We start from the raw sequence: 24,666 nt of genomic DNA, 5'->3' as shown, positions 1-24,666 counted from the left end.
GTGTGCACACGCTCCGCGCCTAGGCGGCCGGCGCCTCCTTCGGTGCAGGGGCGCCGCCCACCTCGGGCGCCTTCTCCTTCACCAGCAGCCGAGCCAGCCCGCCGGCGGCCGGATCGGACAGAAACGCCACGATGACGATGGTCGGCCAGAACTGCAGGCACAGGCCCACGAACCGGTCGAACAGGTTCACACCCATCATCTGCCCCGTCATGGCGCTCATAACCTGCGTCTCCCCCACACCCGTCATGAACGCCGTCATGACGATGCCGAGGAAGAACATGATGAGCGTGCTGAAGAACACGTTCTGGATGAGCCGAAACGCCACCGACCCCGGCTTCGCGTCGTAGTACACGGCGCACGCCGCCGCGATGCGCGCAAGCGGTATCACGGCCGTGACCACGAACGACGTGACGAACGCCACGCCGAAGCTCATAGCGTAGAACACCGGGTCGATGTGCGGCATCCCCTGCATGACGGTCAAGCACAAGCACAGCACCGCCGCCACGATGAACGAGAAGAACAGGCCGTACACGATATAGTACTTCTTGGAATGCATATCCGCTCCTTGTCCGCGGGCCCGCACAAGGCGGGCCCGCTCAGATCAGGAAATCCCCTTTACGCCACCACGAACAGCGTTTTCTGCTTCACGTCCAGGCGCTCGGACAGCTCGTCGAGCGGGCCGAACTCCAGGCACTGCGACTGGCAGTGCTGCACGCAGGTGGGCACCTTGCCCAAGGCCCGGCGAGCGGCGCAGGTGTCGCACTGCTTCGTGGGGATGGGCAGGTAGCTGAACTGCCAGTTCTCGTCGGCCTCGTCGCCGATGGCCCACGGGCCGATCTTCACCACTTTGATACCCGTCTCGCCCACGGGCAGGCCGTGCTCCATCTGGCAGGCCACCTCGCAGCTATGGCAGCCCGAGCACCACTGAGCGTCGGCCAGGATTCCGTACTTCGCCATGGTCTATTCCCCCTCTTCCACTTTGTAGATCTTGCAGATGGAGCTCTTGTAGTTCGAGCCGAAGCCGCTCTTGCCGGGTATCCACGGCAGCGTGTTGTTGATGTTGAGGTCGAACACGTCGTAGAACTTCTCCGGGTCGCCCTCGGGGAACCACCAGCCGTGGTCGCACGACACGATGCGGCGATCCATGACGGGCGTGAGCTTCGCCTTGCGCTTGGCACGGCCCATGGGGCCCTCCATCCACACCCAGTCGCCGTCTTGGATGCCGTACTTCGCAGCCGTGTCGGGATGGATCTCCATGAGAGGCCACGGGCGGTAGTGGCGCATGCGCTCGATCTGGCGATGCTCGGAGTGGAACATGCCCCACGTGCGCGCGCCGCTGGTCATGACGAGCGGGAACTCGTCCATGAGCTCGGGCGTGGCGCCGGGGCCGGGCTCGGGCTCCTCGAAGTACGGCAGCGGGTCGAGGCCGGCCTGGTTGTAAAAGTTGCTCCACAGCTCGATGCGGCCGGTGGGCGTGTTGAAGCCGGGCGTGCCGTCCTTGCGCAGCTTGCCGGTCTTGTAGCGGTAGTACTCGATGGGCTGGTAGGCCGGCGCGACCTCCTGCAGCTCCTCGAACGACATGTCGGTGGGCTTCAGCATGTCGGTGAACATCTCGTCCACATTGTCCCACGGCCACGCCTCGGGATTCCAGCGCTTGCCGAGCTCAAGGTTGATCTGCATGTCGCTTCGGCACTCGCCCACGTCCGTGACCTTGTTGATGGTGGAACCGCGCTGCGCGCCGGACACGAACGCGATGCCGTTGCGCTCGGGGAACGTGCAGGCCGGCAGCACCACGTCGGCGAGGGCGGCGATGGTGGGCGTCTTGAACAGGTCGACCACCACGATGAAGTCCAGCTTGTTCAGCGCTTTGTACAAACGCTGCGGGTCGGCGCCCATGCAGGCGATGGGGTTCGTGGTCTGCAGCCAGGCGCCGTGGATCTCGTAGGGGTCGCCCGTCTCGATGGTCTTCACGGTCTCGTCGGGCTGCGACACGGCGAACCCGAAGTTGAACAGCGGGTACTTCTGGATGCCGATGCGCTTGGCCTCCTGCTCCTGGCCCAGGATCTCGCGGCCCCAGCCGCCGGCCACCGAGAGGATCTCCGGCGCCACGATCATGCCGCCGGGACGCTCCATGTTGCCCGTGATCTCCCAGAGGGCCAGGATCGCCTGGCCGGCCGGCATGGCCTCGCGGGTCATGTCCACGGCCACGCCCCACTGCAGCGTGGAGTTCTTGGCGTTGCCCAGCATGCGGGCCGCCGCCACGATCTTGTCCGCCGGCACCCAGGTGATCTCGGACACGCGCTCGACGGGGAACTCCTTGGCGCGCGCGGCCAGCTCGTCGAAGCCGTAGCACCAGTTGTCCACGAACTCGTGGTCGTACAGGTCCTCCTCGATGATGACGTTCATCATGCCCAGCGCCAGCGCCGCGTCGGTGCCGGGGCGCACGCGCAGGTGCAGCTCGCTCTTCGTGGCCAGCCAGGTGACCTTCGGGTCCACGGTGACCAGCTTCATGCCGCGCTTCATGAGGTCGATGACCCAGTGGCCGTAGAAGCCCTCGATGTTCGACTTCAGCGGGTAGTTGCCCCACACGAACATGACCTCGGGCACCTCGTAGTCGGGATGGTCGTAGCGCTCGGGGAACTGCTGCGCGGCGTCGGGGATCCACGGCGCGCCGGTGGTGGCGGCCATGCCGGCGATGCGCGGCAGGTAGCATGCTTGGCCCGACAGCAGGCCCGTGTAGTTCGGGCTGCCGAACGACCAGGACAGGCGCGTGATGTACGCGGCGATGTCGCGGCCCGTGCCCTGCGCGAAGATGACGGACTCGGCGCCGTACTGCTCCTTCATGGCCATGAACTCGTCGGTGATGAGGTCGTAGGCCTCGTCCCACGTGATGCGCTCCCATTTGTCGAGGCCGCGATCCTCGCGGGCGCGCTTCATGGGATACTGCAGGCGCTCCTTGTGGTGCGTCACCTCGGGAACGTCCAGGCAGCGCATGCACAGCCTGCCGTTCGTCCACGGGTCCTCCGGGTCGCCTTCGCATTTCGCGAGCTTGCCCTCTTCGTCGGTGTACATGATGACGCCGCACCCCAAGTGGCAGCCCGGGCCCGTCCACGCGCAACCGCGCGTGACGTCGAAGCCGCCCTCCTGGTACTGGAACGGCTTGTCGTGCTGCACGATTCGATACTCCTCAGCCATACCTTGCCTCCTCGTCCTCTCGTCTTCGGATGCACCCGCTCCCCGCGCACGTGCGGGTCGACCCCGTGGGGACGCCGTTGCTCGCATCCCCCCTTGTCAACCTGAGCGGAGACCGAAGGCCGAAGTCGAAGGATCTTCAGCAACGGAAAGGTCGCCGTACTTGAAGATCCTTCGACTCCGGCGGCTTCGCCGCCTCCGCTCAGGATGACAGAGGGGAAGAACCGTTTCGCCGTGCCTCGGGGCGGGTGTCCTTCCTTGCCACGATCTTAGGGAGCGTTTATGATGGACGCCATCGACCAATCGTCTGGTTCCGCGTTCGGAGCCTCGGCGATATGCGGGAGGGGGCCGCGGGAACGCCTATGGAAAAAAGTCTGAGTGATGGGGAAACCCCACGTCAAAGCGTCTCTCCGACCTTGCTGCTTTCGGTGGTGGGCGGCATGGCGCTCTTTTGGGCGTGCTTCTTCGCCATGCTCATGCGCAACTCGTTCCTCGACCCCGGCATCGACCGTTTGTGGTACCACCTGGCTCTGCGCATCGTGTTCTTCATCGGTTTCGGGGCGTGCGCCTTCGCGTTGTCGCACGCGGCCGACGGGCTGCCCACGCCGCGAGGTCGACGAACCATGTGCGCGCTCGTCGTGCTGTTCTGCGTCATCGCCGCCGTATCGCCCACCGTCTACGCGGCGCTGGGAGCGCCGCTGCCGCTCGCCTTCGACCTCGTGGCGTGGGCGCTGTCGGGCGTGGGGCTGGGATGCCTGCTGTTCGTCTGGATGCCGGTGGTGTCGCGCATGGACGAGCGCTCCGTGGCGCGGTGCATGGCGCTCTCCACCGCCTGCGGCGGCTTCCTCTACCTGGTCATCAACCTGCTGCCGTCCTATTTCAGCATCGTCATGCTGGTGGTGTGCCCGTTGGTCAGCCTGGGCGTGGAGCGCGTGGTGGCCCACGAGGCCGAGCCCGCCGACGAGGAGCGCGTCCCGCTGGCCACGTCGCGCGAGAACGCCGGGATGTCGTGGGCGTTCGGCGTCATCTACGTGGTCTACGGCATCGTGTTCGGCCTCGGCGCCGGCTCGGTCACGCAGCTGCCCGGCGACCCGCTGCTGTTCGGCGGCATCGCCGCGTTCATCCTCGCCGGGGCGTTCGCGGCGCTCGCGTTCATGAAGCGCTTCGCGGGGCGCATGAGGCAGATCGACATGCTGCGCATGGTGTTCCCGTTTTTGGTGGTGTCGCTCGTGGCCATGGCGCTGTTCACCGGGCCGGTATACGCGCTCTCGAACCTGCTGCTTCTGGCCGCGTACGTGTTCTTGGTGGTGACGAGCATGGCCTTCGAGGTGCACACGGCGCACAAGCGGCATGCCGCGCCCCTGTTCTTCGTGGGCATGAGCCAAGGCGTGCTGGGCGCGGGCATGGCGGCAGGGTTCGCGCTCGGGCTGCTGCCGGCCGTCGCGGGTGCGGCGAACTACTCCGTGCTCTCGGGCGTGGCCCTGGGCTTGGTGGTGGTGCTGGCGGCGTTCATCACGTTCGCGCCGCAGCACAGGCCCGCCGACGACGAGGACGCCGCAACGTCGGCAACCAGCGAGCAGGAGCACGAACAGGGCCGCTGGAAGGCCCGCTGCGCGGTGGTGGCGCGCGACGCCAAGCTGTCCGCGCGCGAGACCGAGGTGTTCTACCTCATGGCGAAGGGCCGCGGCATCGAACACATCCAGAACAAGCTGTGCATCTCCAGCCACACGGTGAAGTCGCATACGTACAACATCTACCGGAAGATGGGCATCAACTCGCGCGAGGAGCTTCTCGACGCCATCGAAGCCGCCGACCCCGATGAGGCGTAGCGTTCGCAGGACACCGCGAAGCGGCGAGCCGAAACCCCCTCCCTGCCCTTGTCATTCCGAGCGGAGGCCGAAGACCGTAGTCGAAGGATCTTCAACTACGTGAAGCCGCCGGAGTCGAAGATCCTTCGACTCCGGCGGCTTCGCCGCCTGCGCTCAGGATGACAAGGCACGCGGTTGCCGCCTCCTCTCAGGATGGCAAGGTGCGCGGTTGCCGCCTGCGCCCACGATGACAAGGGGCGCTGTTGTCGCCTGCATTCAAGGTGACAGCCTGCCCGCCGTCACGCAAAGAAGGGGAGCGGCCTCGCGGGCGCTCCCCTTCTCGTAAAGGTGCTTCGGTGATGTGGCAACGTGCTACTTGGCAGATGCGCCTTCCACCACGCGCAGCTGGGTCTCGTACCAGGCAAGGCGCGCCCGGGACGTCTCCAGGATGGCCCCGTAGGTCTCGACCTCGGGGTCGTCCGCATGCTTCGCCTCAAGCTCCGCGATGCGCTCCTTGATGGCGACGACCTTCTTGCGAACCGCCTCCGCGTCGATGTTGTCAACCTCGACGCCGAAACGAGCGAGAACGGTCAGTCGATCCGCATATACCTGCGTGGCACCCTCGTACAGGGCGAACCGGCGCTTTTCCTTGCCGTCGGCGTCCATCCAAAGCGTGAGCACGCCGGGGCTGTTCTTGGCGACGAGCATCTCATGGCCGCTCAGCACGCCGTAGTTGCCCTCCGATCCCGGAACGTCCGCATAGGCGATCTCTCCCGAGAACAGCTCGCGCGTCGGCGTTGCCACCAAGCATAGCAGATTAGGCATGAGCTTCTTCCTTCGTCATTTCCTCGTAGGCCGCGTACACGTCCTCGATGGCGCCCTTGTACACGAAGCACTGTTCGGGGATGTGGTCGCACTTGCCGTCGAGGATCTCGGCGAACGAGCGGATCGTATCCTCCATCTTCACGTACTTGCCCGGGTTGCCGGTGAACACCTCGGCCACGTGGAACGGCTGGCCCAGGTACTTCTGGATCTTACGGGCGCGGTTCACGACGAGCTTCTGCTCCTCGGAGAGCTCGTCCATACCCAGAATGGCGATGATGTCCTGCAGGTCCTTGTAATTCTGCAGCACTTCCTGCACGCCCACGGCCACGCGGTAGTGTTCCTCGCCCACGATCTCCGGGTCGAGCGCGCGGGAGGTGGACTCCAGCGGGTCGACGGCCGGGTAGATGCCCAGCTCGGCGATGGAACGGGACAGAACCGTCTTCGCATCGAGGTGCGTGAACGTCGTGGCCGGCGCGGGGTCGGTCAGGTCGTCGGCGGGCACGTACACGGCCTGCACCGACGTGATGGAGCCGGTCTCGGTGGACGTGATGCGCTCCTGCAGGTCGCCCATCTCCGTGGCCAGCGTGGGCTGGTAACCAACGGCGGAGGGCATACGGCCGAGCAGTGCGGACACCTCGGAGCCGGCCTGCGTGAAGCGGAAGATGTTGTCGATGAACAACAGCACGTCCTGGCCCTGGTCACGGAAGTACTCGGCCTCCGTCAGGCCCGCCAGGCCGACGCGCAGACGCGCTCCCGGAGGCTCGTTCATCTGGCCGTACACCAGGCAGGTCTTGTCGATAACGCCGGACTCGCTCATCTCCAGGAACAGGTCGGTACCCTCGCGGGTGCGCTCGCCCACGCCCGTGAACACCGACGTGCCGCCGTGCTCCTGGGCCAGGTTGTTGATGAGCTCCTGGATGATAACGGTTTTGCCGACGCCGGCGCCGCCGAACAGACCCGTCTTGCCGCCCTTGACGTAGGGCTCGATGAGGTCGACGACCTTGATGCCGGTCTCGAAGATCTCCGTCGTGGTGGTCAGCGTGTCGTAATCCGGGGCCGGGTGGTGGATGGGCATCCACTCGGCGACCTCGGGCATGGGCTTGCCGTCAACCGGCTCGCCGATCACGTTCCAGATGCGGCCCAGCGTGTTCGGGCCCACGGGCATCATGATGGGGTTGCCGGTGTCGACGACCTCGAGCCCGCGCACCATGCCGTCGGTCGACGACATGGCGACGGTGCGGACGAGGTCGCCCGGGAGGTGCGTCTGCACCTCCAGCACAGTCTTCACTTCCCCGATGGGGGTCGTTGCATCCACGGTCAGGGCGTTGTAGATCGCCGGCATTTGATCCGGCGGAAACTCAACGTCGACGACAGCGCCGACGATGCGGACGATGCGTCCGGTCGCGCCCGTGGCCGATGCAGTGTTCTTGGTTTCAGCCATTTATTCCTCCAAAGCTGCGGCGCCGCCGACGATCTCCGAGATCTCGGTCGTGATAGCGCCCTGGCGCACGCGGTTGTACACGCGGGTCAGGGTGTTGACCATCTCGTTGGCGTTGTCGGTCGCCGACTTCATTGCGGTGCGGCGCGCGCCCTGCTCGGCGGCTGCCGAGTCGATGAGCGCGTAGTAGAACGTGTTGCGCAGGTAGGCGCGCATCAGGTAGTGCATGACCGATTCGGCGTCGGGCTCGAAATCGATGTCTCCGGGCAGGTGCTCGAGGTCCTTGTCCCGGAAATGCTCGAAGTAGTCCTTCTCCTTCGGGGCCAGGCCAAGAAGCTCGGCGTAGCTCGTGGTGTTGATGGGCAGCACCTGCTGCTCGATCAACCGCTGCTCGGCCGCGTTCTTCGCGTGGTTGAACACGATGATGACCTCGTCGAGCTTGCCCTCGCGGTAGCTGTCGCCGGCGAACTGCGAGATCTCGGCCGCCTCTTCGTACGTCGGATCGGCCGAAAGGTCGCGGAACTCGAAAATCGGCACGATGTTGCGGTAGTTAAAGTACCCGATGGCCTTCTTGCCGCAGGCGACGACGCTGACCTCGATGCCCTGGCGCTCCTTCTCTTTGATGAGCTTCTCGGCGTGGCGCAGCACGTTGCTGTTGAACCCGCCGGCAAGCCCGCGATCGGACGCGATGACCACGATCAGGGCACGCTTGACCTCGTCGTGCGTGGCGAGCAGCGGCTCGGAATCGAGCGGCGCGTGCTTCGCCGTGGTGACGAGCATGTCCGATATGGCGCTCGCCCACGGCAGGGCGTTGTACACCCGCTCCGAGGCGCGGCGGATCTTGGCCGCAGCCACCATTTCCATGGTGCGCGTGATCTGCTTCGTCGAGGAGACGGAGTTGATGCGCCGTTCTATGTCGTGAAGGTTGGGCATGGTCTACCTGCCTTAAGCCGAAGCCGAGAACGTCAGCTTGAAGGCCTCGATGGCGGCGTTCAGCTCGGTTTCGATCGCGTCGGTGAACTTCTGCTCCTTCACGATGTTCTCGAAGATCTCCGGCTTGGAAGCGCGGATGTAATCGAGCAGCTCGCCGCGGAAGCGCACAACGTCGGCCACCGGAATGTCGTCGAGGTAGCCGTGGCCGCCCGCGTAGATGGACACCGCCTGCTCCTCAACCGGCATGGGGTTGTAGCGACCCTGCTTCAGCAGCTCGGTCATGTGGGCACCGCGGTTCAGCTGATCCTGCGTGGCCTTGTCCAGGTCGCTGCCGAACTGCGTGAACGCCTGCAGCTCGCGGTAGGACGCGAGGTCGAGGCGCAGCGAGCCGGCAACCTGCTTCATGGCCTTGATCTGCGCGGAACCACCAACGCGCGACACGGAGATGCCGACGTCGACGGCGGGGCGCTGGCCCTGGAAGAACAGGTCGGTCTGCAGGAAGATCTGCCCGTCGGTGATGGAGATGACGTTCGTCGGGATGTAGGCGGACACGTCGCCGGCCTGCGTCTCGATGATGGGGAGCGCCGTGAGCGAACCCGCGCCGTTCTCGTCGTTCATCTTCACCGCGCGCTCCAACAGGCGCGAGTGCAGGTAGAACACGTCGCCGGGGTACGCCTCGCGTCCCGGCGGGCGGCGCAGCGTCAGCGACATCTGGCGGTAGGCGACGGCCTGCTTGGACAGGTCGTCGTAGATGCACAGCACGTGGCGACCCGGGTTGTCGGCGGAAGCCGGCTTGCCGTCCTCGCCGTTGTACATGAAGAACTCGCCGATGGCGGCACCCGCCATGGGAGCGATGTACTGCAGCGGCGCGGAGTCGGACGCGGACGCGGACACGACGATGGTGTACTCCATGGCGCCGTAGCGCTCGAGCGTCTCGACGATGCCGGCAACTGTGGAGGCCTTCTGGCCGATAGCCACGTAGATGCAGATCATGCCCTTGCCCTTTTGGTTGATGATCGCATCAACCGCAATGGCGGTCTTGCCGGTCTGGCGGTCGCCGATGATGAGCTCGCGCTGGCCGCGGCCGACGGGGATCATCGAGTCGATAGCCAGGATACCCGTCTGCATGGGCTCGTGCACGGGCTTACGGGCGATAACGCCGGGAGCCTTGAACTCCACGGGGCGCATGCCCTCGGCCTTGATCGGGCCCTTGCCGTCGATGGGCATGCCGAGCGGGTTCACCACGCGGCCGAGCATTTCCTTGCCCGACGGGACTTCCACGATACGGCCGGTCGTGCGGACCTGGTCGTTTTCCTTGATTGCCGTGACGTCGCCGAGAAGAACGGCGCCGACTTCGTCCTCTTCGAGGTTTTGAGCCAAACCGTACACGGTCTTGCCGCCCTGACCGACGAACTCGAGGAGCTCGCCTGCCATGGCGTCGCGCAGGCCGTCGACGCGGGCGATGCCGTCGCCGATTTGGATGACGGTTCCGACCTCGCGAGACTCGATGTTGACCTTCAGGGCGTCAAGCTGCTTGCGCAACGCATCGTCAATGGACTTAGCGGTGATTTCAGTCACTAGCATTCACCTCCATCTGTAGTCGTTTTGAGCACGTTGCGGGCATGATCCAGCTGGGATGCCACGCTGGCGTCGATGCGCTTTCCGTTCGTGCTCATGATGATGCCGCCCAATATGGACTTGTCGACGCTCTCGCGCAGGACAACGTTCGTGTCCAGATCGGCTTCGGCTTTTTCCGTAATGATGCGCCGCAGGTCGTCGTCGAGCTCAACCGCCGTCGTGACGTCCACCACGCATACGTTCAACTTGCTTTGGAGCTGCTCTGCGAAACTCTCGAGCACGCGGGGCAGCAGCGCAGCATCGCCCCGTTCGGCCAGAACCGCCAGCACGTCGAGCAGAACCGGGTTGCAGCCTGCGAACACGTTCCTCGCAAGCTCGGCCCGCTGCTCGGGCGTGTAGCCCGGGTCTGACAAGGCAACGGACAGCTCCATGTTCGTGCGCATGGACTCGGCCACGCGCACCATCTGGTCGCGCACCTCGAGAACCGCGTCACGGCCGCCCGCTTCGAACGCCCCATCGAACAGGACGGCGGCATACACTGCCACTTCCTCTTTGACGATAAGACGATTAGTTGGCATCGAAACTGCCCGCCTCGTTCACGTAGCGCTCGATGATCTTGCGGTGCTCGCCCTCCGTGAGGTCCTCGCCGATGAGCCGCGCCGCAACGGCGACGGACGTGTCGGCAACGGAGCTCTGGAGCTCGGCGATGGCCGCCTTCTTCTCCGCCTCGATGGCGACCTTCGCCTTGGCGATCATGTCGGTCGCCTCGGACTGGGCCTTGGCCGTGATGTCGGCTTTAGCGGCTTCGCCGGTCTGCTTGGCGTCGGCCACGATCTGAGCCGCCTGGGCCTTGGCGTCGGCCAGCTGCACCCGGTACTCCTCGAGCACCCGCTCGCTCTCGATGCGGGCCTCTTCGGACTTCTCAAGGGCATCCTTGACCATCTTCTCGCGCTTGTCGAGCATGGCCTCGAACATCGGCCAGCCGAACTTCGCGAGGATGATCCACAGCAAGATGAAGATGATGAGCATGGGGATGAACTCCGCCATGTCGGGCAGAATCGCGCTGATGCCGCCCGCCTCCTCTTCACTGGCGAACGCGAGCGCAGGAAAAGCAAACGTCATGCCGGCGCCGGCCACTGCGGCGACCCCCATGCGAGTCGATGCTTTTTTCGCTCTGTCTTTCACGTTGTAACCTCCTTTAGCCTTCTACGGCAAATATGTCCGAATAAGGCCGAGTTACACGATGAAGGTCAGAACGAAGCCGATGAGGCCGAGGGCCTCGGCGAGGGCAGCACCGATGATGAAGTTCGTGAACAGACGACCCTGCAGTTCGGGCTGGCGGGCGGTTGCGACGCAGCAGCCATAGCAGGCGATGCCGATGCCGACGCCGGGGCCGATGGTCGACAGGCCGTAGCCCACGAGCTTCAGAGCCGCAAGAACGATGGTAGTTTCCACAATTTCCTCCTTTTACCGTTTCCGAGCCAACCCCGGAGACTTTGGACAACCTGTTTATGTCAACCGGCCGTGGAGTGCCGGTATGAACCGTGGTTCTGCATCCCGGCGGGATGCGTGCCGCCCGCAAGCGAGCGGCGGGCAGATCCTAGTGGTCGGACGTGGCCAGGCCGATGTACACCGCGCTGAGGATGGTGAACACGTAGGCCTGCAGGAACGCGACCAGGAACTCGAGCGCGTACATGGCGAACAGGAACAGCATCCAAGCGATGGAGATGCCGCCCACGGCAACGCCCGCGCCCTGGATGGCGGAGCCGATGAACACGCTGGTGAGCAAGGCGAAGATGCCGAGCACCATGTGGCCGGCGAACATGTTGCCGTAAAGTCGCACGGCCAGCGTGAGCACGCGCAGCACCGTGGAGAACAGCTCGAGGAACCATACGATGGGCACCATGACCACGGGCAGGCCGGCCGGCGCGAACGACTTGAGGTAGCCGCCCAGGCCCTTGACCTTGATACCCCAGAAGATGAAGTAGATGAACGAGATGGCGGCGAGCGCCCACGTGATGGAGATGGAGCCGGTGGGCGTCTTGCAGCCGGGGATCAGCCCGACGAAGTTGCTGATGAGGATGAAGAAGAAGAGCGTGGCCAAGAAGGGGATGTGCTTCTTGTAGCCGTGGCCGATGGCGCTTTCGCCCATGTCCTTCTTCACGAACTCGTAGCCGTACTCGACCATGTTCGTGAACTTGTTCGTGGGGATGAGCGTGAGGCGCCTCCCCGCCGTCAGCACGACGATGAGCGTGATGACGAAGCAGATGATCATCCACAGCACGTACTGGGTCATGCCGAACGAGCCCGAGCCGAACACGAAGGCCGGGTCGAACGAATGCTGCAGATGGGGCACCTCGGCCGCAAGTTCTTCAAGTGGATTCACGTGTCTTACCTTCCCATCCTACTTCCGTACAAACGTATACACGCCGTAGCCGATAGCGCAGGCAACGAGCACCGCCGCTTCCGCCAAGACGAAGGGCACCGCGGAGTCGCGTGCAAGGACGACGCAGGCAATGGCTCCAAGGAACAGGATGACGAACGACAACAGCACACCGAGCATCAAGGCACCTGCATGGCCCAAATTGCTGGTGTCGGTCACCCTCCTCGTCATACGCAACCCGAGAAACAACGGCAACACGCCGATTGCCCCGGACAACGCCCCCAAAACGATCGCTAGTACCATAGCCCGCTTTCAAATCCGTGCGCTTGCAGACGCACCCTATTAAACCGGTACGTATGGTAACGGAACTTGCGTTTTCAGCCTACGAGAAGGTAACAAATACTTACATTTTTCGGGTGAGTGGTGGATAAATCCGGCAGAAAACTGAATAAAGATCGGGATGCGGCAGTATGAAACTGTATATTGTCGCCGCCAAGAGGACGCCTGTTAAATGATGTTCAAATAGTACCATTTCAAAGACGAAAAGACGGTTCGGAGGCAATCGGAAGGGGCGCGGCGGCGAGACGAGGAGCCCGCGCGCAACCGTCCGGCAAGGCCGGCAGGCCCTCACGCGATGCCTTCCGCGGGCGCATTGTCGCCCGAAAGCCTCGTTTTTCGCTGCGAAAGCGAGGCTTTCGGGCGACAATGCGTGCCGGACTCCCCTACCCCTCGAACACGCGCAGCTTCATGCCGGCTTCCTCGAGCATGGACATGGCCAGCTCGTCGGGGTACGGGTTCTGATAGACGATCTCCTCGATGCCGGCGTTGATGAGCATCTTGGCGCACACGACGCAGGGCTGAGTGTTCACGTAGATGGACGCGCCTGTGATGTTGATGCCGTAGCGCGCCGCCTGGATGATGGCGTTCTGCTCGGCGTGCAGGCCGCGGCAGATCTCGTGGCGCTGGCCGCTGGGCACACCGAGCTGCTGGCGCAAACAGCCGGTCTCGGCGCAGTGGCGCATGCCGGTGGGCACGCCGTTGTAGCCCGTGGCCAGGATGCGGCGGTCCTTCACGATGACGGCCCCCACCCCGCGTCGCATGCAGGTGGTGCGCGTGGCGACTTCGTTCGCCAGCTTCATGAAGTACTCGTCCCAGCTGGGACGATGATCGATCGTTTCCATTCCATACCTCTTTCAACCTGCAGGGCGACGGAAGGACGGCGCAACGCCCAGTCGCTTGGATCAACCTGTCCGCGGGCGACGGCGCAACCGCCCAGTCGCTCAAACAGTCCTCGCTGCGCTGCGGAACTCGCTTGATGGGCGGTTGCGCCGTCGCCCGCTGCTTCTTCGCTCTCGCGGAGGACGTCGCGCCGCCCTTCCGTCTTCTCCGTTGCCCTCAGTTGCCTCAGCGAACGCTCGCATCTCCGGCGCGGGGCCCTTCATGAATCTGCTCTTCCGTTAAAAGGGGTTCAACCTGCGGGCTTCCCCCTATTTCGTGCCGAAGATGCGGTCGCCGGCGTCGCCGAGGCCGGGGACGATGTAGGCGTGGTCGTTCAGGCCCTCGTCGATGGCGCAGGTGTAGATCTGCACGTCCGGATCGGCGGCGAGCACGGCCTCGATGCCCACGGGCGCGGCCACGAGCACCATGAGCTTGATGTTCTTCACGCCCTGCTTGCGCAGGTACTCGATGGCGGCCACGGCGGAGCCGCCGGTGGCCAGCATGGGGTCAACTACGAGCACGTCGCGCTGGGCGATGCTGTCGGGCATCTTGGCGTAGTACTCGTGCGGCTCGTGCGTGTCGGGGTCGCGGTACATGCCGAGGTGCCCCACGAACGTGGAGGGCATGAGCTCCTGGACGCCCTCCACCATGCCGAGGCCGGCGCGCAGGATGGGCACGATGACCATCTTCTTGCCGGCAACCTGCTTGCACGTGGTCTTGCAGATGGGCGTTTCCACCTCCACGTCTTCCAGGGCCAGGTCGCGCGTGGCCTCGTAGCCCTCGAACAGGGCCAGCTCGCGCACGAGGGCGCGGAAGTCCTTCGAGGACGTGTCCTTGTTGCGCAGCTTCGACAGCTTGTGCTGGACCATCGGATGGTCGACGACGATGACGCGGTCGTAGTGCATAGACGGTTCCTTTCTCGTAAGTCAATCAAGGTCGACGAGGGCTTCCGCAGCGTCGGCCTAGAGCTGTATCAAAAGGGCCGATTCTCCGTTCTGTAGGGCAAGGGCTCTGCCCTTGCCGCTCAACAGGCAGCGCTTCCGCAGGCCGTCGGCAAGGGCAGAGCCCTTGCCCTACAGAACGGCCGTCGGAAACGCGCTGTTTGACGACTTTCGATACAACCCGTTGGCACCCCTAGTAATCGAGCTCGGGGTACAGCGGGTGGGCGGCCAGGAGGGCGTCCACCTTCGTGCGGACGTCGGCGAGCTTGGCGTCGTTCTCGGCGTTGAACACCGTGGCGGCGATGAGCTGGCCTACCTCGTAGAAGTCGTCGGCGGTGAAGCCGCGCGTGGTGGCCGCGGCGGAGCCCACGCGGATGCCGCTCGTGACGAACGGGCTGCGCGGCTCGTTGGGGATGGAGTTCTTGTTCACCGTGAGGCCCACGCTCTCCAGCAGCTTCTCGGCGTCCTTGCCGGTGACGTCGGCCGGCGTGAGGTCCACGAGGCACAGGTGGTTGTCGGTGCCGCCGGACACGAGGCGCAGGCCCCCGTCCATCATGCCCTCGCCCAGGCGGCGCGCGTTCTCCACCACATGGCCGATGTACTCTTTGTAAGAGGGTTGCGCGGCCTCGCCGAACGCGACGGCCTTGCCGGCGATGACGTGCATGAGCGGGCCGCCCTGCGAACCGGGGAACACGGCCTTGTCAACCTTCTTGGCGATGTCCTCGTCGTTCGAGAGGATGAAGCCGCCGCGCGGGCCGCGCAGCGTCTTGTGGCTTGTGGAGGTGACGACGTCGGCGTGCGGCACGGGGCTGGGGTGCGCGCCCGCGGCCACGAGGCCGGCGATGTGGGCCATGTCCACCATGAAGTACGCGTCCACCTCGCGCGCGATGGCGGCCATGCGCTCGAAGTCGATGATGCGCGGATACGCGCTCGCCCCGCCCACGATGAGCTTGGGGCGGCATTCCTTGGCGATGCGCTCCACCTCGTCGTAGTCGATCGTCTCGGTCTCGGGGTCCACCCCGTAGCTGGCGAAGTTGTAGTGGCGGCCGCTGAAGTTCACCGGCGAGCCGTGCGTGAGGTGGCCGCCCTCGGCCAGGCTCATGCCCAGCACCGTGTCGCCCAGCTCGATGAGCGCCTCGTACGCGCCCAGGTTCGCGTTCGCGCCGCAGTGGGGCTGCACGTTGGCGAAGTTCGAGCCGAACAGCGCGCAGGCGCGGTCGCGGGCGAGGTCTTCCACGATGTCGACCTTCTCGCAGCCGCCGTAGTAGCGCTTGCGGGGATAGCCCTCGGCGTACTTGTTCGTGAGCACGCTGCCCACGGCCTCCATGACGGCAGGGGACGTGAAGTTCTCGGAGGCGATGAGCTCCACCGAGTCGCGCTCGCGGGCGAGTTCCTGGCGCAGGGCGTCGGCGACGACGGGATCGGCGTCGGGCAGGTAGGTCAAAGGCATGGGCGGTTCCTTTCGCTGGCAAATGGAAATGTTGACATGCTAGCACAACGGCCCGCGCCTATCGGTTCGGCGCGGGCCGTCGGTTGAGGCTCACTTGGTTTCGAGGGCCATGATCTTCTCGACGCGGCCGGTGTGGCGGCCCTCCCCGAAGGGCGTGGACAAGAAGGCGTCGAGGATGGCGCGGTTCGTGCCCTCGTCGACGAAGCGGCCGGAGAGCGCGACCACGTTCGCGTCGTTGTGCTCGCGGGAGAGCTCGGCGAACTGCGGCGTTGTCACGTTCACGGCGCGGACGCCGTCGATCTTGTTCGCGGCCACGGCCATGCCGATGCCCGTGCCGCACACGAGCACGCCGCGCTCGACCGAACCGCCCGCCACGTCGCGTGCGACGAGCTCGGCGTAGTCCGGGTAGTCCACGCGGTCGTCGTTGTCGGGCCCGCGGTCGATCACGGCGTGGCCCTGGGAGGCGAGGTAGTCGACCAGCGCCTGCTTCTGCTCGAAGCCCGCGTGGTCGCTGGCGATGCTGATGTTCATGGGGCGGTTCCTTTCCGTCTACGGTTACTGCCCCTCGGTTGCCCGTAGGGGCGGCCGGAGGCGTTTCACGTTGCTGCGGTTGTCATGGTGCGCTTTACGGCTTCGGCCCAGCCTTCCAGCAGGCGGGCGTGGCGGGCGTCTTCCATGCCCGGCTCGTAGACCGTGTCGGACGAGCGCAGGTCGCTGAGGCGCCCGGTGTCCTTCCAGAAGCCGGTGCCGAGGCCCGCCAGGTACGCCGCGCCCAGCGCCGTCGTCTCCGTATTCTGGGGACGGTGCAGCGGCGTGCGCAAGAGGTCGCTTTGGAACTGCATGAGAAAATCGTTCGCCGACGCCCCGCCGTCCACCTTGAGCACCTTGAGCGGCAGGCCCGCATCGGCCTCCATGGCCACGGCCAAGTCGTGCACCTGGTAGGCCAGCGACTCCAGCGCCGCGCGCACGACGTGCGCCCGGTTCGTGCCGCGCGTGAGCCCGTAGATGGCGCCGCGCGCCTCGGCGTCCCAGTACGGCGCGCCGAGCCCGGTGAAGGCGGGCACCACGTACACGCCGCCCGTGTCGGGCACGCTGCGCGCGATGGCGCACGTGTCGGCCACGTCGTCGACGAGCCCCAGCTCGTCGCGCAGCCATTGCAAAAGGGCGCCGGCCATGAACACGCTGCCCTCGAGAGCGTACTCGGAGCCCTCCGCACCCGGCGCGGAGGCGGCGATGGTCGTGACCAGGTTGTGCGTGGAGCGGCACGCGTCGGCGCCCGTGTGCATGAGCAAGAAGCAGCCGGTGCCGTACGTGTTCTTCGCCTGCCCCGCCTCGAAGCAGCACTGGCCGAACAGCGCGGCCTGCTGGTCGCCCGCCACGCCGCGGATGGGCACGCCGCTCACCACGCCGGGGTTCGCCGTCACGCCGTAGTCGGCCGACGAGGGGCGCACGTCGGGCAGCATCGAGGCCGGCACGCCGAACAGGTCGAGCAACCACGGATCCCAGCGCATCTCGTGGATGTCGTAGAGCATGGTGCGGCTGGCGTTGGTCACGTCGGTGGCGTGCACCTGCCCGTTCGTGAGCGACCATACAAGCCAGCTGTCCACGGTGCCGAACGCCAGCTTGCCGGCCTCGGCGTCGACTCGGGCGCCGGGCACGTGGTCGAGCAGCCACTTGATCTTGCTGGCCGAGAAATAGGCGTCGGGCACGAGGCCCGTCGTGTCCGCGATGCGGCGGGCCACGGCCGCGTCGCCGCAGAGCTCCTCCACGATGGGCGCCGTGCGGCGGCACTGCCACACGATGGCGTTGCCCACGGGGCGACCCGTCTCGCGGTTCCACACCACGGTGGTCTCGCGCTGGTTCGTGATGCCGATGCTGTCGATGTCGCCGGGCCCCAGGCCGTGCGACACCGTGAGCTCGGCAAGGGCGCCCAACTGGGACGACAGGATGTCGAGCGGGTCGTGCTCCACCCAACCGGGCTGCGGGTACAGCTGCGGGAACGGGTTCTGCACCGTGTCGACGACGCGCCCCAGCGCGTCGACGAGCATGGCGCGCGACGAGGTGGTGCCCTGGTCGAGCGCTATGACGTAGGCTTTTCGCATGCGTGCTCCTCAATCCACTGTGCCACCTCAGTATAGACCCGGGCGCGCCCCGGTTCGTTGAGTATTTCGTGGCGCATGCCCTCGTACAGAATCTCGTCCACCTGCCGCACGCCCGCTCCGCGCAGAAGCTCGGCCGCCGCGTGCACGCCCTTGCCGCACCCTCCCACCGGGTCCTCGGCGCCGGCGACGAACAGCACGGGCAGGTCGCGGGGCACCTTGGCCGCGCAGGAGCGCGTGACCACCTCGCCCGTGAGGTCGGTGAGCGTGGCGTAGCCGCCCGCGGAGAACATGACGCCGCACCGCTCGTCGGCGATGTAGGCGTCCACGACAGCCGGATCGACGGATATCCAGTCGAACGGCGTGCGGGCGTTCTCGATCTGCTTGGCGAACGCGCCGGCTCCCAGGCCGTCGAGGAAGGAGCTTTTGTAGTCCTCGCCCTTCGACGCGGCGATGCGGCGCGCCAGGAAGTTGCCGGCCTTCGAGAGCGCGAGCGGCTGCTGGCCCGTGCCGCAGACGACGGCCGCGGCCAGACCCTCGGCATGGCGGGCCAGGTAGGCGCGCACGACGAAGCTGCCCATGGAATGGCCGAACAGGACGTAGGGCACCTGGCGCGCGTAGCGGGCGGCCACGGTGCGCCGCAGCTCGTGGACGTCTTCGACGAGCACGTCCTTGCCTCCCTGCGCCGGCAGGCAGCCCAGCTTGGCGGGGTCGGGCACGCTCTCGCCGTGGCCCACGTGGTCGTTCGCGCACACCACGAAGCCGCGCTCGACCAGGAAGCGGGCGAAGTCGTCGTAGCGGTCGATGTGCTCGGACATGCCGTGCACGATCTGCACGATGCCGAGCGGCGCGGCGGACGCGCGCTTGGACGGTTCCCACACCAACGCCCTGATCTGGGTGGTCCCGTCGTGAGACAAATAGCCGAGCCGCGTCTTCGACGAACGGCCCGCGCTTTCCTTCATGTTGCCTTTTGCCATGCCAACCCCTCCCCCTGAGACAGCCGGCCTCCAGTATACCCCGAGGCGCGCGTCGAAAGGGACGGGTCACACCAGATAGAGGACGGACGGCTCCGTTCCCTTTTCGGGCGACAGCAGGCGCGACGGCCGTTCGGCCGCGAGCCGGGACACCGGAGAGGCCGGGTCGTCGAAGTCGCCGAAGAAGCGGGCGCGCGCCGGACAGGCCCCCACGCAGGCGGGCTCCAACCCGCGCTCGAGGCGATGCGCGCACATCGTGCACTTCTCCACGGTGCCGCCGCGATGGACGGGGGCGCAGGCGTCGCCCACGGCGAACGGCAGGGAGTAGCGCGGCTCTTCTTCGACCAGCGTGCGCACGCCGGGATAAGGGCAGGCGTCCAAGCACGCCCCGCAGCCCGTGCACGCCCGAGCGTCTTGGCGGACCGTCCCCGCAGCCTCGTCGCGGTAGGCCGCCCCCGTGGGGCACGCCGCCGCGCAAGCCGGGTTCGCGCAGTGCTGGCACGACAGCGTGTAATAGCCCATCGCGGCGTCGGGAAACGTCCCCGCCGGCGTGTCCATGCGCTCGCCGCCCACGGTGACGACGCGCGTCCACCACACGCCTTCGGGCAGGTTGTTCTCCATGCGGCAGGCGACCGAGCAGGTGTGGCAACCCGTGCATCGTTGGGTGTCGACGACGAATCCGCAGCGCATGGTTATCCCTCCCATTTCCTGAAATCGACGCGGGTGTCGTAATAGGCGAACGACGAAGGATACGGATCCATGGCCGGCTGCGTCATCTCCTGGTACCCGCCCGCCACGAACTGGTCGCGCTGCCACCCCTTGGGAATGGAGAGCACGCCGGGGGCGATGGACTCGTCCACGAGGCATCGCACGACGGCGTGGCCGCGATCGTTGAACACCTCCACCATATCGCCGTCGCGCACGCCGCGCGCACGCGCGTCGGCGCCGTTCACCTTCGCCAGCGGCTCGGGATCGAGCGCGCGCAGGGCCGGCGTGCGGGCCCACTGGGTGTGGACGCGGAACCGCGAGTGCTCCTGAAGGAACACGAGCGGGTACTTCCCCCGCAAGGGGCTGTTCGGCCCGCATTCCGCCGGCTCGCGGTAGTGCACCACGTGCTCGCGCGGCTCGCGGGCGGAGAGGTCCTGCCCGTAGTCCAGACGCGGAGCGGGGTTCTCGCAGTACAGCTGGACGCGACCCGACTCCGTGGGCCACGGCGCGCTGAGCCCTCGCACGAAGGGCTTGCCCGGCTCCCCGCTCGTGCGCACGACCTTCTCGGCGCGCAGGCGCTCGAGCGTGAGGTCCTGCTCCTTCGCCGCGTCGTTCGTGAACAGCAGGGAAGCCCATTCGTCGAAGCCGTAGTCCGCGGGAAACGAGCGCTCGTGGCCCAGGGCGCGGCCGATGAGCCCCGCTATCTCGTACTCGGGCTTGCTCTCGTAGAGCGGCTCGATGGCCTGCTCTTGGAACAGCGTGTAGGGGTTGTTGTACGCCACGCGGATGTCGCAGGACTCGTACCACGACGTCACCGGCAGCACGAGGTCGGCGAAGCGGGCCGAATCGCCCAGTTCCATGTCGAGCACGACCCAGAAGTCCAGGTTGGGAAGCACCTTGTCGAGATAGGCGCGCTGCGAGGCGTAGTTGCCCACGGGGTTCGACGAGTAGCTGAGCATGGCTTTCACGGGAAGCGGCCTGCCCTCGAGCGTCTGCGTGGCGATGATGTCGGGCAGAAGGCCGCTCGGGAGGTTCGAGCGCAGCGTGGCCGGCTCGGGCGCCTCCGTCCATTGTCCCAGGAAGTTCAGCGCGAACGGCTGCAGGAACATGCCGGTGAAACCCGCGCCGGGCTTGGCGAAGTTGCCGGTGAGCGCGAGCAGGATGGCCACGGCCCACGTGGACAGATACCCGTTCACGTAGTGGTCGAGGCCGTAGGTGATGCTCACCGTCACGGCCCGGCTCGTGGCGATCTCCTCCGCCAGCGCCTCGATGGTTTCGGGCGCGGGTCCGCACAGCTCGCTGGCCCGCGCGACCGAGTAGTGCGCGAGCTCGCGTTTGAGCAGCGTGTACGCGGTGTCGACCAGGCTGCCGTCGTCCAAGGCGAACGTGCCCTCCAGCGCCGGATCGCGCGCCTCGTCGGCGAGCGCGAGGCCGCCCGACGCCTTATCCCACACGTAGAAGGCGTCTTGGGGCGGGTTCCCGGCGGCGAAGGCGGACGTGAAGTCGCTCAGGCGCACGTGCTTTCGCGTATCGCGGCGAACGAGGAAGGCGGCCGTGGTCTTCTCGCGCAAAAACTCCTCGTCCACCAGGCCCTTCTCCACCACATGCTGCGCCATGGCCAGAGCCAGGTAGCCGTCGTTGCCGGGCGTGACGGGAACGTACTCGTCGCAGCGGTACGCCGTGGCCGACTTGATGGGGTCGAGGGCGACCGTCCGCGTGCCGCCCTCCTTCGCCTGCTGTATCCAACGCCAGTTGTGGGGCGCGCAGAACACGGGGTTCGTTCCCCAGATCACCACGAGCGACGCGTCGAGCACGCTGTTCGGCTCGTTGCAGTAGTTCCAGTCGCCCGTGCCCAGCACGCGATGGATGCCGTGGCCGGCGGCGTAGTCGTAGCAGACGGCGGGCTTGAGCGCGCCCATGACGCACGCCAGGCGCGCGAGCGGGCTGTAGATGCCGTTCACGTAGCCGTAGTTTCCCGAGCAGGTGTCGAACACGATTGCCTGCGGGCCGAACTCGTCGATGACGGCCTGGAAGCGCTCCGCGATTTCCGAGACGGCCTCGTCCCACGACACGCGCCGCCATGCTCCCGAGCCCCGTTCGCCCACGCGGCGCAGGGGATGCTTGATGCGCGTGGGGCTGTAGATGCGCTCGATGTAGGAGAGCCCCTTCGCGCAGCAGCCCGTGTAGCCCTCTTCGGGGTAAGGGGCCGGTTCGAGCTTGACCAGCTTGCCGTCGCGCACGTGGGCCGACATGCGGCACGCGTACATGCAGTTGGGACGGCAAACGCCGCTGAACACCTGCTCCTGAGGCCGGGTTTCCCCGTCGTCGCGTCCGCGCCTCCCCTGCCGAGCCGCGCCGCCCGCGACGGCGCCCTCGCCTTCCGACCGTGCTGCCATACGATCGCCCCCTCGCGTCGCCGTTCCCGTTTGGAGCGGCTCGCCTTATTGTACGCCTTTCGGGAGCGTCTACGAAAGCGCGCGGATGTCCGCGATGGTCACGGCGCCCTCGCGCACCACGACGGGATGGTCCTGCGTGCAGTCGAGCACGGTGGAGGCCACGCCGCTTTTGTCGCCGTCGGCGTCGTCGGCCACCACGAGGCCGACGCGCTCGGCGAAAGCGGGATCCACGGCGTCGAGCGAGCGCGGGGCGCGGACGCCGGACACGTTGGCCGACGAGGTGGCCAACGGGCAGCCGACGGCGCGCACGAGCGCGAGCGCCGTGGCGTTGTTCGGCATGCGCAGGCCGATGGTGCCCTCGGCCGAACGGAACGCCGAAGGCACCTCGTCGCTCGCCTTCACGACGAGCGTGAGCGGGCCGGGCCAGAACGTGCGGGCGAGCGTGCGGGCCAGCTCGGGCACGACGCGGCCGTAGCGGTCGAGGTCGTCCAAGCCGCCCACGAGCCAGGCGATGGGCTTGCCGGCGTCGCGCTCCTTGAGGTCGTAGAGGATGTCGGGGCCGCTCGCAGCGTCCACGGCCACGCCGAGGCCGTACACGGTGTCCGTGGGGAAGATGACGGCGCGGCCGCGCTTGAGCGCGCTCGCCGCCTGGTCTATCGTGCTGGTCTGCATGGCCGTCCCGTCCCTTCGCGCCGGGTCCGCCGCCTTCCCGCAGGCTGCGGCCGCATGCGGCGCTCCATTCGTCGTCACCTGCCGTTTCCCCTCGCTTGGCAAGGGGGCTCGCATTGTAGCACTCCTCTGTGGAGAAGCAAAACGGCGCCTGCTGCCGAAGAGAAGGAAGGGGTGGCCAACTTGGTCGACGAGAGGTGTGACGGGGCTTCGGTGCGCTTGCCGCACGGATGCGCCGCGCTTGAAGGCTCCGCTCCGGGCGGGCAGCAGCCCGCCCCTGTGGAGGTTGTCCGTTATTCCGGAGATCGACCTTCATCATGGGGGACGAGGGCGTACTTGCGCTTGATGCGCTCGAGCTTCTTGCGCCAGGGAGCGTAGAGTGCGGCGAGGAACGCGACCGTGGCCACGCCGTGGACGCCGTCGAACGGCAGGCCGGCGCCAAAGACCAACAGCGCGCCCTGCCAGGTGAGGGGGTTCACGAACCCCACGACGTGCCACGAGTTCAGCAGGAAGCCGTAGAGCAGCGCCGACAGGAAGCCGTAGGCGTAGATCGCCCACCGTCGCTCGAACAGGCCGCGTTCGGCCAGCACGCCGGCCAGGTACCCCACGAGCCCCCAGGCGTACATCTGCCACGGCGTCCACGGGCCCTGCCCGAAGAAGAAGTTCGACACGAGCGCCGCCAAGGCGCCCGCCATGAAGCCGCTGCGGCGGCCGAACACGGCGCCGGCCAGGATGCAGATGGCGGAGACGGGCTTGAAGTCGGGAACGGGCGCGAACAAGATGCGCCCGGCGGCGCCCAGCGCGCCCAGCACCGCCGTGGGCATGATCTGGCGCAGGGCCGGCCGCGACGCCTCGAAGCTGGCGAAGAACACCGCCAGCGCCGCCAGCGCGACCGCGAGCGAGAGCAGCGCCGTCTGCTCGATTTGGAGGAAGGCGCACACGGCGAGCGCGACGGGCACCGCGACGAGCGCCGGCACCTCGAGGTGCCGCAGGATGCGCGCGATCATCGGGCGTCTTTCGCGGAAGAGCCCGGGGAGCGGGGAGCCTGCCGCTCGCCCGCTCCGCCGTCTTCGGCACCATCCCCCGTCCCCGCGGCTTGCCCGGCCACTGAGAGCTCACGCGCGTCCTCGCGGGCGCGCTCGTCCCAAAGCGCCAGGAAGCCGTCGGGCTGGGGGCGATAGAACAGGTTGTGCTCGAAGAACTCGCACGTCGGCTCGGTGCAGGCCGTCTCGCCGTCGAACAGCATGGACACGCGGTCGGCCACGCGCGAGACGAACGCCAGGTCGTGCGTGACCAGCACGACGGTGCGTCCCTCGCGCGCGCAGGCTGCAAGCGCGTCGGCCGCTTCGAGCTTCGAGCGGGCGTCGAGGCCCTTCGTGGGCTCGTCCAGCAACAACAACTGCGGGTTCGTGAGCAGCACCTTCGCCAACGCGAGCTTCTGCTGCTGGCCGCCGGAGAGGTCGTAGGGATGCCGCTCGAGCAGGCCGTCCAAGCCGAAGCGGTGCGCTGCTCGCTGCACGGCGGCATCGTCGTAGCCGCAGCGGGCCTGCCATTCGCGCAGCTCCTCTTCCACCGAGTCGCACACGAACAGGGCCTTGGGATCCTGCGGCAACAGCGCTTGCCGGTCGCAGGCGGCGTTGCGCACCCGCCCGCGCTCGTGCTTGAGCGCGCCGGCCAGCACGCGCAGCAGCGTGGACTTGCCGCAGCCGTTGCCGCCCACCACGGCGTGCACCGCGCCCGGAGCCACGGTTACGTCCGCGCCGCGCAGCACCCAGCCGCCGTCGCGCGTGTAGCGGAAGCGCACGTCGCGCGCCTCGAGGACGGGAGGCGCGTCGCCGGCGCAGACGGAGCGACCGCGAGACGGGCGCGAGCCCCCCTTGTCATCCTGAGCGGAGCACCGAAGGTGCGGAGTCGAAGGATCCCGCGCGGTGCCAACCGAAGGCGCCACGGCTAACGCCGCTCGGGATCCTTCGACTCCGCGCTGCGCGTCATCGCTTCGCGACGCCTCCCTGCGCTCGCTTCGCGTGCTCGGGAGTTCGACAGTCCACTGGACT

Annotated in this window: 24 protein-coding genes; 1 reads left to right on the top strand and 23 read right to left on the bottom strand. The window is 66.7% G+C overall.

The window, feature by feature from the left end:
• Nucleotides 1-19: 19 nt before the first annotated feature.
• From HCH03_RS07560 to HCH03_RS07550, 3 genes are read right to left on the bottom strand one after another with little or no spacing between them, the layout of a single operon-like run.
• Nucleotides 20-556, bottom strand: coding sequence for a hypothetical protein (locus tag HCH03_RS07560; RefSeq protein ID WP_221689000.1), 537 nt, complete (start codon nucleotides 554-556; stop codon nucleotides 20-22).
• Nucleotides 557-615: 59 nt separating this feature from the next.
• Entirely contained in the window at nucleotides 616-957 is a 342-nt protein-coding gene (locus tag HCH03_RS07555) for an oxidoreductase (RefSeq protein WP_080144901.1), read from the bottom strand.
• Between the two features lie 3 nt (nucleotides 958-960).
• Complete coding sequence (locus tag HCH03_RS07550) at nucleotides 961-3,195, bottom strand: molybdopterin-dependent oxidoreductase (protein WP_080144900.1); 2,235 nt, start codon at nucleotides 3,193-3,195, stop codon at nucleotides 961-963.
• Nucleotides 3,196-3,608: 413 nt separating this feature from the next.
• Here HCH03_RS07550 and HCH03_RS07545 point away from each other — a divergent pair, with 413 nt between their 5' ends.
• Nucleotides 3,609-5,021, top strand: coding sequence for a helix-turn-helix transcriptional regulator (locus HCH03_RS07545; RefSeq protein WP_221688999.1), 1,413 nt, complete (start codon nucleotides 3,609-3,611; stop codon nucleotides 5,019-5,021).
• A gap of 351 nt (nucleotides 5,022-5,372) precedes the next feature.
• Here the strand turns inward: HCH03_RS07545 and HCH03_RS07540 are convergent, their stop codons facing one another.
• The 20 genes from HCH03_RS07540 to HCH03_RS07445 all read right to left on the bottom strand — a co-directional run bounded on the left by HCH03_RS07540 (nucleotide 5,373) and on the right by HCH03_RS07445 (nucleotide 24,416).
• On the bottom strand, nucleotides 5,373-5,825 hold the full coding sequence (locus HCH03_RS07540; protein WP_080144898.1) for a FoF1 ATP synthase subunit delta/epsilon: 453 nt from the start codon (nucleotides 5,823-5,825) through the stop codon (nucleotides 5,373-5,375).
• A complete protein-coding gene (gene atpD / locus HCH03_RS07535) occupies nucleotides 5,818-7,266 on the bottom strand; it encodes a F0F1 ATP synthase subunit beta (RefSeq protein WP_015540406.1) in 1,449 nt (482 codons plus the stop codon). The genes HCH03_RS07540 and atpD overlap by 8 nt, the downstream gene beginning before the upstream one ends.
• Nucleotides 7,267-8,196, bottom strand: a complete 930-nt coding sequence (gene atpG, locus HCH03_RS07530; RefSeq protein WP_221688998.1) for an ATP synthase F1 subunit gamma — start codon at nucleotides 8,194-8,196, stop codon at nucleotides 7,267-7,269. It lies immediately after the preceding gene.
• Between the two features lie 12 nt (nucleotides 8,197-8,208).
• On the bottom strand, nucleotides 8,209-9,780 hold the full coding sequence (gene atpA / locus HCH03_RS07525) for a F0F1 ATP synthase subunit alpha (protein ID WP_185904862.1): 1,572 nt from the start codon (nucleotides 9,778-9,780) through the stop codon (nucleotides 8,209-8,211).
• Nucleotides 9,774-10,352, bottom strand: coding sequence for an ATP synthase F1 subunit delta (gene atpH / locus HCH03_RS07520; protein ID WP_221688997.1), 579 nt, complete (start codon nucleotides 10,350-10,352; stop codon nucleotides 9,774-9,776). Before atpH ends, atpA begins: the two co-directional genes overlap by 7 nt.
• Nucleotides 10,342-10,959 carry a F0F1 ATP synthase subunit B gene (atpF, locus tag HCH03_RS07515; protein WP_080144894.1) on the bottom strand — a complete coding sequence of 206 codons (618 nt, stop codon included), beginning with the start codon at nucleotides 10,957-10,959 and terminating at the stop codon, nucleotides 10,342-10,344. Before atpF ends, atpH begins: the two co-directional genes overlap by 11 nt.
• Before the next feature lie 51 nt (nucleotides 10,960-11,010).
• Entirely contained in the window at nucleotides 11,011-11,229 is a 219-nt protein-coding gene (gene atpE / locus HCH03_RS07510) for an ATP synthase F0 subunit C (protein WP_041239754.1), read from the bottom strand.
• Nucleotides 11,230-11,374: 145 nt separating this feature from the next.
• Nucleotides 11,375-12,160, bottom strand: coding sequence for a F0F1 ATP synthase subunit A (gene atpB, locus HCH03_RS07505; protein WP_080144893.1), 786 nt, complete (start codon nucleotides 12,158-12,160; stop codon nucleotides 11,375-11,377).
• A gap of 18 nt (nucleotides 12,161-12,178) precedes the next feature.
• Nucleotides 12,179-12,460, bottom strand: coding sequence for a hypothetical protein (locus HCH03_RS07500; protein WP_080144892.1), 282 nt, complete (start codon nucleotides 12,458-12,460; stop codon nucleotides 12,179-12,181).
• Between the two features lie 419 nt (nucleotides 12,461-12,879).
• Nucleotides 12,880-13,338 (bottom strand): deoxycytidylate deaminase, encoded by a 459-nt coding sequence (locus HCH03_RS07495; RefSeq protein WP_080144891.1) that lies wholly within the window; start codon nucleotides 13,336-13,338, stop codon nucleotides 12,880-12,882.
• Nucleotides 13,339-13,644: 306 nt separating this feature from the next.
• Nucleotides 13,645-14,280 (bottom strand): uracil phosphoribosyltransferase, encoded by a 636-nt coding sequence (gene upp / locus HCH03_RS07490; protein WP_080144890.1) that lies wholly within the window; start codon nucleotides 14,278-14,280, stop codon nucleotides 13,645-13,647.
• Nucleotides 14,281-14,509: 229 nt separating this feature from the next.
• A complete protein-coding gene (gene glyA, locus HCH03_RS07485; protein ID WP_221688996.1) occupies nucleotides 14,510-15,766 on the bottom strand; it encodes a serine hydroxymethyltransferase in 1,257 nt (418 codons plus the stop codon).
• Between the two features lie 90 nt (nucleotides 15,767-15,856).
• Entirely contained in the window at nucleotides 15,857-16,297 is a 441-nt protein-coding gene (gene rpiB, locus HCH03_RS07480) for a ribose 5-phosphate isomerase B (RefSeq protein WP_221688995.1), read from the bottom strand.
• Nucleotides 16,298-16,362: 65 nt separating this feature from the next.
• A complete protein-coding gene (gene glpK, locus HCH03_RS07475) occupies nucleotides 16,363-17,868 on the bottom strand; it encodes a glycerol kinase GlpK (RefSeq protein WP_221688994.1) in 1,506 nt (501 codons plus the stop codon).
• Nucleotides 17,847-18,842: an alpha/beta fold hydrolase gene (locus HCH03_RS07470; RefSeq protein WP_246599872.1), complete on the bottom strand. Its 996-nt coding sequence runs from the start codon at nucleotides 18,840-18,842 to the stop codon at nucleotides 17,847-17,849. Before HCH03_RS07470 ends, glpK begins: the two co-directional genes overlap by 22 nt.
• 66 nt (nucleotides 18,843-18,908) lie before the next feature.
• The gene (locus tag HCH03_RS07465) at nucleotides 18,909-19,529 is read right to left on the bottom strand and encodes a 4Fe-4S dicluster domain-containing protein (RefSeq protein ID WP_246599871.1); all 621 of its coding nucleotides are present in this window, start codon (nucleotides 19,527-19,529) and stop codon (nucleotides 18,909-18,911) included.
• Between the two features lie 2 nt (nucleotides 19,530-19,531).
• Complete coding sequence (locus HCH03_RS07460; RefSeq protein ID WP_221688992.1) at nucleotides 19,532-21,943, bottom strand: molybdopterin-containing oxidoreductase family protein; 2,412 nt, start codon at nucleotides 21,941-21,943, stop codon at nucleotides 19,532-19,534.
• Between the two features lie 69 nt (nucleotides 21,944-22,012).
• Nucleotides 22,013-22,615: an L-threonylcarbamoyladenylate synthase gene (locus tag HCH03_RS07455; RefSeq protein ID WP_221688991.1), complete on the bottom strand. Its 603-nt coding sequence runs from the start codon at nucleotides 22,613-22,615 to the stop codon at nucleotides 22,013-22,015.
• 290 nt (nucleotides 22,616-22,905) lie between these two features.
• Nucleotides 22,906-23,619, bottom strand: coding sequence for an ECF transporter S component (locus tag HCH03_RS07450; RefSeq protein WP_221688990.1), 714 nt, complete (start codon nucleotides 23,617-23,619; stop codon nucleotides 22,906-22,908).
• Nucleotides 23,616-24,416 carry an ATP-binding cassette domain-containing protein gene (locus HCH03_RS07445; RefSeq protein WP_368042429.1) on the bottom strand — a complete coding sequence of 267 codons (801 nt, stop codon included), beginning with the start codon at nucleotides 24,414-24,416 and terminating at the stop codon, nucleotides 23,616-23,618. Before HCH03_RS07445 ends, HCH03_RS07450 begins: the two co-directional genes overlap by 4 nt.
• Nucleotides 24,417-24,666 lie beyond the last annotated feature (250 nt).

This window comes from Gordonibacter massiliensis (ex Traore et al. 2017) (assembly GCF_019731765.1).
GTDB classification, from domain to species: Bacteria; Actinomycetota; Coriobacteriia; order Coriobacteriales; family Eggerthellaceae; genus Gordonibacter; species Gordonibacter massiliensis.
The sequence above is the reverse complement of the archived record's forward strand: the minus strand, read 5'-3'. Positions and strand labels throughout refer to the sequence as shown.

Bases quoted from the DNA above. Each gene is read 5' to 3' on its own strand.
- HCH03_RS07495 (WP_080144891.1), bottom strand. From the start codon at position 13,338: ATGGAAACGATCGATCATCGTCCCAGCTGGGACGAGTACTTCATGAAG.
- HCH03_RS07540 (WP_080144898.1), bottom strand. From the start codon at position 5,825: ATGCCTAATCTGCTATGCTTGGTGGCAACGCCGACGCGCGAGCTGTTC.
- atpH (WP_221688997.1), bottom strand. From the start codon at position 10,352: ATGCCAACTAATCGTCTTATCGTCAAAGAGGAAGTGGCAGTGTATGCC.
- HCH03_RS07455 (WP_221688991.1), bottom strand. From the start codon at position 22,615: ATGCAGACCAGCACGATAGACCAGGCGGCGAGCGCGCTCAAGCGCGGC.
- atpG (WP_221688998.1), bottom strand. From the start codon at position 8,196: ATGCCCAACCTTCACGACATAGAACGGCGCATCAACTCCGTCTCCTCG.
- HCH03_RS07500 (WP_080144892.1), bottom strand. From the start codon at position 12,460: ATGGTACTAGCGATCGTTTTGGGGGCGTTGTCCGGGGCAATCGGCGTG.
- HCH03_RS07550 (WP_080144900.1), bottom strand. From the start codon at position 3,195: ATGGCTGAGGAGTATCGAATCGTGCAGCACGACAAGCCGTTCCAGTAC.
- HCH03_RS07465 (WP_246599871.1), bottom strand. From the start codon at position 19,529: ATGCGCTGCGGATTCGTCGTCGACACCCAACGATGCACGGGTTGCCAC.
- HCH03_RS07555 (WP_080144901.1), bottom strand. From the start codon at position 957: ATGGCGAAGTACGGAATCCTGGCCGACGCTCAGTGGTGCTCGGGCTGC.
- HCH03_RS07470 (WP_246599872.1), bottom strand. From the start codon at position 18,842: ATGGCAAAAGGCAACATGAAGGAAAGCGCGGGCCGTTCGTCGAAGACG.
- glyA (WP_221688996.1), bottom strand. From the start codon at position 15,766: ATGCCTTTGACCTACCTGCCCGACGCCGATCCCGTCGTCGCCGACGCC.
- atpD (WP_015540406.1), bottom strand. From the start codon at position 7,266: ATGGCTGAAACCAAGAACACTGCATCGGCCACGGGCGCGACCGGACGC.
- HCH03_RS07560 (WP_221689000.1), bottom strand. From the start codon at position 556: ATGCATTCCAAGAAGTACTATATCGTGTACGGCCTGTTCTTCTCGTTC.
- atpA (WP_185904862.1), bottom strand. From the start codon at position 9,780: ATGCTAGTGACTGAAATCACCGCTAAGTCCATTGACGATGCGTTGCGC.
- rpiB (WP_221688995.1), bottom strand. From the start codon at position 16,297: ATGAACATCAGCATCGCCAGCGACCACGCGGGCTTCGAGCAGAAGCAG.
- upp (WP_080144890.1), bottom strand. From the start codon at position 14,280: ATGCACTACGACCGCGTCATCGTCGTCGACCATCCGATGGTCCAGCAC.
- HCH03_RS07450 (WP_221688990.1), bottom strand. From the start codon at position 23,619: ATGATCGCGCGCATCCTGCGGCACCTCGAGGTGCCGGCGCTCGTCGCG.
- HCH03_RS07460 (WP_221688992.1), bottom strand. From the start codon at position 21,943: ATGGCAGCACGGTCGGAAGGCGAGGGCGCCGTCGCGGGCGGCGCGGCT.
- glpK (WP_221688994.1), bottom strand. From the start codon at position 17,868: ATGCGAAAAGCCTACGTCATAGCGCTCGACCAGGGCACCACCTCGTCG.